General features: G+C 45.8%; 10 protein-coding genes. 4 read left to right on the forward strand and 6 right to left on the reverse strand.

All coding sequences use genetic code 11. From position 1 onward, the window contains the following. The first annotated feature begins 1 nt into the window (after position 1). Positions 2–244: a hypothetical protein gene (locus MHH56_RS22620; protein ID WP_339203938.1), complete on the forward strand. Its 243-nt coding sequence runs from the start codon at positions 2–4 to the stop codon at positions 242–244. Positions 245–270: 26 nt separating this feature from the next. Next, complete coding sequence (locus tag MHH56_RS22625; protein WP_339203939.1) at positions 271–1,380, forward strand: endospore germination permease; 1,110 nt, start codon at positions 271–273, stop codon at positions 1,378–1,380. A gap of 106 nt (positions 1,381–1,486) precedes the next feature. Here the strand turns inward: MHH56_RS22625 and MHH56_RS22630 are convergent, their stop codons facing one another. Both MHH56_RS22630 and MHH56_RS22635 read right to left on the reverse strand, forming a co-directional pair. Further along, a complete protein-coding gene (locus tag MHH56_RS22630; protein ID WP_339203940.1) occupies positions 1,487–2,353 on the reverse strand; it encodes an SDR family oxidoreductase in 867 nt (288 codons plus the stop codon). Between the two features lie 99 nt (positions 2,354–2,452). Beyond that, positions 2,453–2,869 carry an Rrf2 family transcriptional regulator gene (locus tag MHH56_RS22635; protein WP_339203942.1) on the reverse strand — a complete coding sequence of 139 codons (417 nt, stop codon included), beginning with the start codon at positions 2,867–2,869 and terminating at the stop codon, positions 2,453–2,455. A 174-nt stretch (positions 2,870–3,043) separates the two neighbouring features. Here MHH56_RS22635 and MHH56_RS22640 point away from each other — a divergent pair, with 174 nt between their 5' ends. After that, positions 3,044–3,634 carry a TetR/AcrR family transcriptional regulator gene (locus tag MHH56_RS22640; RefSeq protein WP_339203943.1) on the forward strand — a complete coding sequence of 197 codons (591 nt, stop codon included), beginning with the start codon at positions 3,044–3,046 and terminating at the stop codon, positions 3,632–3,634. A gap of 24 nt (positions 3,635–3,658) precedes the next feature. Next, a complete protein-coding gene (locus MHH56_RS22645) occupies positions 3,659–4,861 on the forward strand; it encodes an MFS transporter (protein ID WP_339203944.1) in 1,203 nt (400 codons plus the stop codon). 133 nt (positions 4,862–4,994) lie between these two features. Here the strand turns inward: MHH56_RS22645 and gcvPB are convergent, their stop codons facing one another. Genes gcvPB through MHH56_RS22665 form a run of 4 tightly spaced genes read right to left on the reverse strand, consistent with a single transcriptional unit; the run spans position 4,995 to position 11,992 of the window. Beyond that, positions 4,995–6,554, reverse strand: a complete 1,560-nt coding sequence (gene gcvPB / locus MHH56_RS22650; RefSeq protein ID WP_339203945.1) for an aminomethyl-transferring glycine dehydrogenase subunit GcvPB — start codon at positions 6,552–6,554, stop codon at positions 4,995–4,997. A gap of 34 nt (positions 6,555–6,588) precedes the next feature. Beyond that, positions 6,589–8,001 (reverse strand): aminomethyl-transferring glycine dehydrogenase subunit GcvPA, encoded by a 1,413-nt coding sequence (gene gcvPA, locus MHH56_RS22655; protein WP_339203946.1) that lies wholly within the window; start codon positions 7,999–8,001, stop codon positions 6,589–6,591. Between the two features lie 38 nt (positions 8,002–8,039). Further along, positions 8,040–8,822: a glucose 1-dehydrogenase gene (locus MHH56_RS22660; protein ID WP_339209708.1), complete on the reverse strand. Its 783-nt coding sequence runs from the start codon at positions 8,820–8,822 to the stop codon at positions 8,040–8,042. Between the two features lie 2 nt (positions 8,823–8,824). Next, on the reverse strand, positions 8,825–11,992 hold the full coding sequence (locus tag MHH56_RS22665; protein WP_339203947.1) for a glycoside hydrolase family 2 TIM barrel-domain containing protein: 3,168 nt from the start codon (positions 11,990–11,992) through the stop codon (positions 8,825–8,827). Positions 11,993–12,015 lie beyond the last annotated feature (23 nt).

Raw genomic sequence — 12,015 nt, forward strand, 5'->3', positions numbered from 1 at the left:
TGTGTTAGGAAAATTCATCTGCGTCCTGCTGTTAGCATCCGCTATGCTGATCCATGACATCCCAAAAGTGAAAGCCGCAAGCAAACGAGATCGGCTTGTGTACATAACGATGTTGGCGCCGCTCCTCTATCTTACAGTTATATTTTTAATAGCCAAGCCATGGCCTAACCTCGATATGATTTTCAATTTATTTACCGAACCGGCTAAACTTTTCATTCGTTGGCTCAATCCCTTGCATACGTGAGTGTTATAAAATTTGGAGGAGACCCCATGAAACAAAAAGAACGTATCAGTTCGATTCAAATGTCCATGCTGTTCCTTTTTTTCATGACAGGCTCCTCCATCGTCATTGTCCCTGCGCCCTTAACGAACATTGCAGGCAACGGAGCATGGATCTCACTACTCGTTGCCTCGGCGATAGGCATGCTTTTGCTGGCTGCTATCCTTTATTTAAACCGGCTGGCCCCAGAACTTTCGTTGGTTGAGCAAGGCCGCTCCGTCCTGGGAAAGGGACTTACCTTTTTGGTATTGATCCCTTTCACCTTCGTATTGCTTTGGAATATTTCGGGCGTTGTCATTGAAATCGGAATCTTCTTCAAGAATACGATGATGAAAGAAACCCCTACCTATGCTGTTAGCACATTGTTTTTCATTATGATCGGAGTAACAGCGATGGCCGGAATCGAAGTCATTGCTCGGATGGCAGCTGTATTAATGTTTCTGATGTTCGGCTGTATTGTTCTTATCTGGATTCTGGTCTCAAACCTGTACAACCCGCAATATCTGCTCCCTGTGATGCCAGATGGAATTGGACCAATCCTGAACGCCTCTTATGTAGTTTATGGTTTTCCCTACTCCGAGATGGTCGTATTTTCGGTCATCTTATCGTTTGTACGCAAGGATGAGAACGCTCAGCTGCGCAAACATATGTACTTTGCGCTTGTAGTCAATTCCTTGACGCTAATTTTCTCGGTCATAAGCAGCATTATGGTACTGGGACCACTGTCCGGTGACTTGAAATACTCTTTGTACCAACTAGCCAGGCTAATATCGTTTCAGGAGGTGATCGAGCGAATTGAATCCATCATCGGATTCTCGCTCATCATCGGCTTTTATTTCAAAGCTTCTATTCTCCTGCTCATCCTGATCAAAATGTTGAAAGAACTTCTAGGCTTGAAAAATGAACGCTTGGTCGTATTTCCCGTAGCATTCATTTGCCTCATGCTGTCGTTAACCACCTATACGAAGGAATCTCAATTGGAGGAGCTCGTCAATGTGACATGGCCGCTGCTCAATAATCTTGCCTATACCTTACCCGTTCTTCTGATTTTAGTGCTTACAGTGATTAAGCATCATAGAAAACGGAGTAAGAAGCAATAGCTGTCATTGATTTGTTATTCAAACTAGCAATTAATAAAAAAGAGGCAGTCCCATCGGTCACTTAAGACCTTCTGGGACAACCTCTAGAATTGATTTGCGCGCTTAATTATGACTGAATTTCGTTTACGATTTGACGGAGAGCCTCTTCGAGCGGTGTGACTGGACGTCCAAGCAGCTTTTCAAAATCATTGCTTTCCACTTCCAATGCTCCATCGCGAATCGCACTTTGAATCTGAACCAGAATAGGAACAACCGGTTCAGGTACGCCTGCACTGCTCATGATGCTGGCATAAGTAGTGTCATCCACTTGTTGAACAGGAATTTCCCGTACCAAGATAGTGGCAAGAATGGAAACCAGCTCTTCTTGCGTCGTAAGCTTGCCGGACAACTCATAAACGGTATTCTCGTGGCCTTCGCCAGCGAGCACCGCCGCAGCTGCCACTGCATAATCGCGACGCGTTGCCCAGCCTACTTTGCCTGATCCCGCTGATGTCAGCCAAGGCGCACCTCCAAAGACCGCTTGAATGCTGCTGATTTCGTTCTCCAAATACCAGTTATTGCGCAGGAAGGAATAAGGAATTCCAGTGTTCTTAATCGCTTCCTCTGCAGCACGATGTACTGGCGCAAGAAACAGCGAGCTCTCGCTTGCATTTCCTACACTGGTATATGCAATGAAACCAACATTAGCACGCTGAGCGGCTGCTACGGCATCGGCATGCTGACGAATTCTCGTTTCGTTATCGCCGTCAGTGGACACAATCAATAGACGGTCGATACCCGCGAATGCTTTATCTAACGTTTGTGGCTGGTCAAAATCCCCATGACGTACATCCACGCCCCGTGCACGAAGGTGTTCGGCTTTCTCCGGATTGCGGACGCTGACAGCCAGATTCTCTGCCGGTATAGTCTCCAATAAAGTCTCTACTACAATTGATCCCAATTTCCCTGTTACACCTGTTACCAAAATTTTCATCGTAATTCCTCCATTTAGTTTAATGTATTATGATTGCCCCTTAGTTATAACCACTTCGGTTACAACTTAGGCATAAAAAAAGCTCAATGAGCTTTTTTGTTACACAAAATGAGCTGCGAGCTGGCTTAAGTTTACTTGAGCTAGCCTTTGTTCCATCGCAGATTGAGCTTCCTTCATTTCCAAACGAAGAGCTGCTTCAATGTTTCGGCCAACCGGACACTTTGGATTCGGATTATCATGAAAATTAAACAGTTGACCATCCTCAATGACTTCCACGGCACGGTAAACGTCCAAAAGTGTGATCTCATCCCGATCTCTCAGCAACGAAGCGCCCCCGACTCCTGGTCGAATATCCACCAAACCTGCCTTCTTGAGCATCCCCATAATTCTGCGGATAATGACAGGATTCGTATTCACGCTGCCTGCAATATAATCACCCGTACAATCATTGGAGCTGACGGCGATTAGAGAAAGGATGTGGACAGCAATGGAAAATCTGCTACTAATTTGTTTCACTTAGCATCACCACCGTTGTAACCATTGTAGTTACTACGCAGCAGATTGTCAATCCTTTAGAAGAAGATAAGCTTATTATATTCAAAACCAGCTTTTTAACCTGCCAAACCAATTTTCATTTGCATAAGAAAAAAATTTTTGATAATATAACTGACGAACGTTCGTTAATGTGAGGTGAACTTATTGAAAAGCCAAGAAATTAAAGACATTGCTTTAAAGTTTTTCACAATTCATGGGTATGAGGGTGCATCTCTGTCTCAAATTGCCGACAATGTCGGGATGAAAAAACAGTCTCTCTATGCTCATTTCAAAGGAAAAGATGATCTATTTCTACAAGTATTACAAGATGCTAAAGAAGCAGAGGTCTCATCGAAACTAAACTATTTGAGTAAAGTGGGTACCCAAAATCCTAAAGAGGATTTATTTGGATACCTGCAATTAGTCATTGATTTGTTTCAACAGAGCGAGCAGTTGAAGTTTTGGCTGCGTATGTCTTTTTTTCCGCCTCTCCATTTGGCGCCAGCCATTAATGAGGAAGTATTCGACTCGGAAAATAAGATTCAAACCGTACTCGAAGGCAAATTTCATGATTGGATCGCGGCGAAAGCCATTAGGGAAGATATAGCCTCCATCCCTACGCTTGCTTTCTTAGGTGTTGTTGATTCCATGATGTTAGAGCTTGCTTATGGGAATAATGAAAAACGTCTACAGGATAAATTAAATGCCTCATGGACTGTATTTTGGAGAGGTATTTCACAGCTATGATTTTACAGAGAGAGGTATTATTTCATGAAGAAACCATTGAAAGAACAAAAAACCGTCTTATTCATTCTACTAAGTAATATATTCATTGTTTTTCTAGGCGTGGGACTAATCGTCCCGGTTATGCCTTCCTTTATGAATATTATGCATTTATCAGGCCAATCGATGGGTTATCTTATGGCGGCCTTCGCGTTTGCGCAATTACTCATGTCTCCCCTTGCAGGACGGTGGATTGACACATTCGGCAGGAAGAAAATGATCGTTATCGGCTTATTCCTTTTCAGCATATCAGAGGTAATCTTTGGACTTGGCACACATGTATCCGTTCTTTACTTTTCCAGAATTTTAGGAGGTATTAGTGGTGCATTTATTATGCCCGCCGTAACCGCTTTTGTTGCTGATATTACCTCTGTGGAGGAAAGGCCCAAAGCGATGGGTTATATTTCTGCCGCGATTAGTATCGGTTTCATTATTGGTCCTGGCATCGGAGGTTTTATTGCTGAGCTGGGCGTGCGTGCTCCATTCTATTTTGCAGCTGGCTTCGCATTAATTACCTGTATTTCATCCCTGTTTATTTTAAAAGAACCGCTATCCAAACAGGAACTTCTAGAAATTAGTCAGCTCAAAAAAGGGACCAGCTTTGTATCTGATTTGAAACGATCGCTTCAACCTCAATACATTATCGCCTTTATAATCGTGTTTGTACTGGCCTTTGGTTTATCAGCGTATGAAACAGTATTCAGTCTTTTTTCTGATCATAAATTTGGTTTCACTCCTCAAGATATTGCAGCCGTTATTACAATTAGTGCAATCTTCGGCGTTGTCGTTCAGGTCTTTATGTTTGGTAAAATGGTAGATAAACTCGGAGAGAAGAAACTTATACAAATATGCTTGATTGCTGGCGTATTTTTTGCAGTAGTATCCACCATGATCTCCGGATTTTTAGCTGTTTTGCTAGTCACTTCCTTTATCTTTCTCGCATTTGACCTGCTGCGGCCAGCATTAACAACCTATTTATCCAAAACAGCCGAGAAAGAACAAGGCTTTATCGCTGGAATGAACTCCACCTATACTAGCCTAGGCAACATCGTCGGACCTGCGCTGGGCGGAATATTATTTGATGTAAACATCAACTATCCTTATCTCTTTGCTGCTGTCATCATGTTGATTGGCCTTGTCATTACGATGATGTGGAAAGAAAAACAATCAGCTGGCAGCTTGGCAAAATAATGTATGGAACGCTATTGTACAACTAGCGCATCTTCCTTCTTCACAATACGCATAATAAAAAAGAAATCCGATGTCTTTTTGAAAGACATCGGATTTCATTTGTAAAATAATAGTTGTCATTAATTAGAAATATTTATTCAGGTTGCGTCTTTTTTAAATAAGCCCGCCACGTAATGCACCATTGCTTCGGATCATCGAGGGATGATTCATCATTTCGGTGTACGGTGCTGCTATGCGGAGCTGATTTCACAATTTCCGGCTGCGTATAAGCTTCGTTCGAAATATGCTCCAGCGCGTGAATGTATTCGTCCAAATCTTCTTTGGAATAGGACTCAGTCGGCTCTAAGGTGAATGGCTGCTTCACGATATACGGATGATGGGAAGTCCAATAATGGAGTCCAAAATCGCACATGCGACGAGTAATATCCTCAGTTGTCACACCCGTTTCCGCGGTAAGCTGCTTCCAGCTGTAACGAACCTGCTCTAGGCGGCGACCTTTGATGTAGGGTGCACTTGCACCGCGAATTTGAAGTATTTTGTGATACAGATAGTTATTGTTAAGAACTGCAGTCTGTGCAACATCCTTTAGTCCATCTGGACCTAGACTCATGATCCAAGCATAAGAACGAAGCACCGTTTGAGCAACACCATGGAAGCTGCGCACTTTGCCAATACTGCTTTCTGACTGATTCGCTAATACATACTGGCCATCAACATAATCAACGAGCGGCCCCGGCAAGAAAGGTTTAAGCGCTTCGCTCACGCCTAGCGCACCTGTAGCTGGACCGCCGCACATATGAGGAGCAGCAAAGGTTTTATGCAAGTTGAAGAAACACATATCAAAGCCAGCTTCCTTCGCTCGGGTAATACCGAGCAAACCATTAGCATTAGCTTGATCATAGAAGCAGATGCCGCCCGCTTCATGAACCAAATCGGTGAAATCGCGAATGCGGTGATTGAAAATACCGGTATCTTCCGGATTTGCTACGACAAATCCAGCGGTCCTCTCAGATATCGCATTTCTCAGCTTCTCCAAATCAGGGAATCCGTCTTCGTCCGGATGAAGCGTAATGATTTTGTAGCCTTTAACTGCAGCTGTCGCAGCTTGAGAAGGATGGGAGAAAATCGTCGTAATGATTTCATCCCGCTGATCTCCTTCGCCCCGCGAATCATGGTATGCACGAACGATGGAAGCCATCGCGAGCAAAGCCTGCGTCCCGCTGCTTGGCTGAAACGAGAAGGCATCCATTCCGCTAATTTCACGCATGGCCAGATCCATTTTATAGAAAATTTCTAATATGCCTTGAACAGAACCTGCATCCTGCAACGGATGGAGCTCCGTCATATGCGGCGTGCGGATCAGCATCTCGTTAATACGCGGAATATATTTCATCGTACAAGTACCTTGACCGATCTCAACGTTCAAATCGGAGCCCAGTGTCTCTTGCGAGAGGCGCAAATAATGGCGAAGTACTTTTGCTTGACCAATCTCGGGAAGCTCCGGCGCATTGCTGCGACGCATCGATGCAGGTATGCGCCGGGTACCATCTCCTACCTCAGCTACAATCCCAGCCTCAGTTCCAGGCGGAATGACACCGCGCTCGCCCTGACGATGAAGTTCAAATATGATCGGCTCATCCCATTTGGCTTGATGGAAATTTCGGACTTTATGGTTCCTGCGAATTCGTTTCATGGCGCTTTCGTCCTTCCTCTGTATAAGTCAAACCTCATTTGCGAACGATCGTTTGAATCGTGTCTGCCAGTCGATGTAGATCAAGCTGCGAATGAATTTCCGTCACGCAGTACAGTGCAGTTTGTCCCCACTGCGGGAAGGCAGCCGACAAATCTTTGCCTCCAAAAATTCCTGCTTCCAAGAGCTGAGCGTTTATCTGAGCGACCGTTAAGCCAGTATGATTAAAGTCAACAATAAACTCTTTAAAGAAGGCTGCTTCTCCGAATCGAAGAGAAACGCCTGGAATAGCTGAGAGCTTGTTCGCTGCATATTGCGACTTCTGCATGATCGTCTCTCCGACCTCTTGCATGCCGGTCGGTCCTAGCAAAGACAAGTAAACACCTGCTGTTATTCCCCATAATGCAGTTTGGGTGCCAACTGATTCCTTTCCTTTCTCACGCAGCGCAAAGGAAGTTCGCTCATATGCCACATCGCCAAAGCCATACTCGCCTTCTACCTCAGTAGGCACAATGCCGAACAATCTTGATGGATACTCCATGACATACTTCTCTTCATCACGGGTCGCAATAAAACCGGCTTGCCCCCCGCCATAATTCATATGCATTCCAAGAGGCTGCAAATCTCCGCATACGATATCAGCGCCGTACTGGCTAGGCGGCTGAAGAACGCCAAGAGAGATGGGATCAACACCAACGATCGAAATCGCATCTACCGAATGCGCAAGCTCTGATATTTCATGCCCTTGGTCTTCGATAATACCTAGATAACCAGGATTCTCGAAGTAAACCGCAGCGATATCGCTCGATAGCTTGCTGCGTAAATCATCTAAGCTCATTTTGCCCGTTGCCTCGTCGATTTCAACGAATCGAAGCTCCATCACAGGCGTGCAATAATTGTTGATGATCATCACTTTATCAGGATCAACCGACCTTGGAAGCAAGGCAACTTTACGCCCTGTCATGCGCCCTGCCATCCGAATCGAAGTTGATGCAGCTTGCGCCCAGTCAAAGGTAGGGACGTTTACAACATCCATATCAACTAGCTCAGCCATCAAACTTTGATACTCAAACAACGTTTGGAAGCGTCCATGATCTTCATAGGGTTCACCTGCATAAGCCGTTACAAATTCGGAACGCTGATTGATCTCATCACAGACAGCTGGAATAAAATGCTGCCAGCAGCCTGCTCCTAAAAAATTCAGATAAGCTGCACCATGCTTATTTTTTGCAAGCAGGCCATCGATATGACGGCGCAGCTCATATTCCGTCATCGCTGGAGGAAGGTTCATCTCATGATTCAGCTTTAAGCTCTCTGGTATGCCATCGTGAAGCTGGTCCATCGAGGTGAGTCCAATTTCCTTCAGCATCGCTTCGCGAACTTCAGGTACAGTATTCGGTATATAAGGATGGGCATACGTTCTGTTCTTAGGCAAAATAAACGCCTCCATTCATCGTTGTCAGAATTAGTTGTATCCTGTAGCCGTTCCTATGCAATACCGCCGCCATCCACAACGAGCACGCTTCCTGTTACCCAAGAAGACATATCGCTTGCTAAGAACAGAACCGCATTCGCAATATCACGCGGCGTTCCAAGCCTTTCAAGCGGACGACCGCTGGCAGAGGCGACAAGGAAGGCTGCCTCGTCCTGCTGCAGCTGCTTTGCTTCATCGCGCAGGAGAGGAGTATCCGTATCGCCAGGTGAAACGCAGTTCACACGTATATTGGCGATTCCGTGATCGATAGCCATCGCTCTCGTTAAATTCACGACACCAGCCTTGGCTGCGCAATAAGCTGCAGCCCGATCTCCGCCTTTTAGACCCCAGCCTGAACCCGAATTAATGATACTTCCTCCACCGCTGCGTTCCATGATAGGAATGATATATTTGGAGAGCAGATAGACACCCTTCAAAGAAACATCCAAAACGAGATCCCAGTCGCGTTCTTCCAGCTCCACGACAGTCTTGCGACGAATAACGCCAGCATTGTTGAACAAGATATCTACTCGGCCATAAGCAGAATCAATTTCTGCTGCTGCACGCTGGCAATCTGCTGAAGAGGTCACATCACAGCGCTGAAAGCTCGCTTGGCCTCCCTTTTCCCTTATTCCTTTAACCGCCTGTTCACCCATCGCCTCATTAATGTCAATAAGGATAGCTGCTGCACCGAAGCTGGCAAGAAGTTCAGCTGTCGCAAGTCCAATTCCAGAGGCGCCTCCGGTGATTACGGCTACTTTTCCCGATAGATTAAGCATGTCTTGTGTATGAAGCATCATTATTTCTCCTCCTGTTGTAGTAGATTCGCTTCCTGTCTCATGTGATGGCTGAGCCTCTCGGGAGCCGTATCTTCTGAAAGATAAGGCTTCAGCAGCAGTCTGAAACGGAATTCCTCTGCCGCAACTTTGTTTTCCAGTGATTGAGAAGGTCCACAACTATTGCTGCCAAGACCATTCTGGCGATAATCCAAATTAAGTGTAATAAAATCCCGTGGAACAAGATCACTCGCATGCTGCGCTGCTTCTAAGTCGCCATCCGTATAACGTCGAGCGCTGAACTCGAGTGCCTTTACCCCTACTGCCAGCAGCCCAATTCCACTGCCATCTGTAATAGATACAAAGCGAACATCCATACGATTCCCGTTCTCTTGTGGATAGATATATGGGGTAAATAGTTCATCAACTGACTTGGTATACACACCAAATCTTCCTGCTTCCTTGCTGTCGGAATAATTTTCTCCCGGACCACGGCCATACCATTTGACTGAATCCATTTCTGACGGCATTTCCAATTGAAATCCAATCTTAGGAAGCATAGCAGGCGGCTTGCCTTCAGGTACGCCATGCACATCAATAATGATTAAGCCTGTGCCTGTTACAGTGTAAGTCGTTTCACAGCGGAAGCCCCAATCATAGACAGGCGGAGCAATTCGGGAGGACCAGCTGATCCGAATCGTCCCTTCATTCAATCGCTCCCAATGGCAATCATCGATTCGTTCCGTCAGCTTATCGAGATGCGCCTTGCGCCAATCGGGCAGGACGTACATATCGTTGTCAATCGGGGCTCTCCAGAAGTTGAGTCGCGGCCCTTTATTTATTAACTCTTGTCCGTTTATTCGGAGTGAGCTGATCCCTGATTGCCGTGAATCGAATACCAAATTGAAATTATCATTCCCAATGCTAATCTGTCGTCCATCCTCCATGCACGATAAGCTAGGAATAGGTAGACTCATAGGTGCTGCTAAAGTCAATCCATCATTGGCGTAATCCCCGTCAGCTCGGGTTGTTGAGCAGCTCCGCGCAGGTTCAATGGCAAACTGCGCCCATGCGACCTCATCTCCTCTCTCTCCCCACATGCAAGATGCTGCAAGCGAGAAGCTGATATTCAGCCAGCGCTCCGCTCCCTCCACGGATAAGGTCAACTGCGAATCATTTCGCATAGGGATACGAAGCTCTGCACTTTCACCGGGTGCTATCCTTGGCAGCGATAGTACACCGCTTTGGACTGTCCGTCCTTCTACTGTCACATTCCAATCTGCATATAGATGATCCAGCGTTAGGAAGTCATACCGATTCGTAATTCGTATACGATCATTATTTATATAGTCGACTCTGACAGGTTCGATAATCTTCTTATATTCAATGAGTCCGGGAGAAGGCGTTCGATCTGGACGAACAAGGCCATCAATAACAAAATTGCTGTTGTTAGGAACATCGCCATAGTCTCCACCATAAGCATAATCAACTTTGCCATCGGCTGTTTTCCTGCGAATGCCGTGATCGATCCATTCCCATACGAAGCCGCCCTGCAATCTTCGATAAGCATCAAAGGTATCAAAATAGGGTTTGAGACCGCCTGGACCATTACCCATCGCATGAGCGAATTCACATAGGATATGCGGCTTAGGATGATCAAGCAGCTGTCCAAAACCTTCCATCTTCTCTACGGAGGAGTACATCGTGCTCACGATGTCGCACACTTCTGCTTCACGATCCTCTTCATAGTGAATAAGGCGGGTCGGATCGTTTTGTTTGCACCATTCCGACATTGCCCGGAAGTTGCAGCCAAAGCCAGACTCGTTGCCGAGCGACCAGAACAGAATGGAAGGATGATTCTTATCCCTCTCCACCATACGCCTCATCCGCTCCACATACGCTTCCTGCCATGCTGGGTCATCGCTTAGCTTAGCAATATTGCCCAAAAGCTCGAAGCCATGTGTCTCTAAGTCCGTTTCTTCCATAACATACAAACCGTATTCATCACAAATATCATAAAATCTCGGATCATTCGGATAATGTGCCGTTCTAACCGCATTAATGTTATGCTGTTTCATCATTTTCACATCTTGGATCATCGTTGATAGGGTGACTGTTCGTCCCGTATCAGGGTGATGGTCATGACGATTTACACCTTTGAGCAAAATGGCTTTGCCATTCACCAGAAATTGGCCATTCTTTACTTCTATCTTCCTGAAGCCCACCCGCTGAGCAACAGTCTCGATCATTTGTACATTCTGATCCACAATACTAATTGTCAGATGATACAAAGCAGGAGCTTCCGCACTCCAAAGGGCTGGCTTCACAATTGGAATGGCGAAACTTGCTACGAAAGTCTGACCATCAGCAGAAGCAATTCGATTCATCGCTGAACAAACAAATGCGCTTTCAGGGTCAAGCAGCTCCAGCCGAACTTCGCCTTGCAGATCCTCTCCACTCAGTTCCACATGTACCGATAACATCGCATCGCAGTATTCACTATCCAAATCGGTAACGATTCGGTAGTCCACAATACGAAGCGCTGATGGCTCCGAAATCAAATATACATCTCGAAAAATACCGCTCATATACCACATATCCTGATCTTCCAAGTAGCTGCCGTCCGACCACTGGTATACACGAACAGCTAGACGGTTGATACCCGTCTTCGCATAAGGCGTCAAATCAAACTCTGATGTCAATCGGCTTCCTTGGCTGTATCCCACGAATGTCCCATTAACCCACAAATGAAAGGCACTATCAACGCCATCGAACTTGACGGCAAGCTTTCTTCCATCCCAATGTGCAGGCAGCTCGAATTCTCGTATATAGCTGCCTGTTGGATTATCATTCGGTACATGGGGCGGATCAACAGGGAATGGATAATACAAGTCTGTATAATGCGGATTTCCATAACCTTTCAGCTGCCAATGACTTGGAACCTGAATATCATCCCAGCTAGATGTATCATAATGGTCTTCATAAAATCCATCCGGTGCCCACTCAGGCCCCTTCGCATAATGAAACTTCCAACTGCCATTTAATGAGCGGAACCAAGGGGAGCTCCCTCGGTCATAGCTCAAAGCTCCAGCACGATCGGAATACGGGATGAAATATGATCGGCTTTTCGCACGGCCACGTGCAAGTATGGCAAGGTTATCCCAATCGCGTTCTATTTTCTCGTTTCGCATCGATGCCGCTCCTCTCCTAAACC

Source organism: Paenibacillus sp. FSL K6-3182 (genome assembly GCF_037976325.1).
In the GTDB taxonomy this organism is placed as follows: domain Bacteria; phylum Bacillota; class Bacilli; order Paenibacillales; family Paenibacillaceae; genus Pristimantibacillus.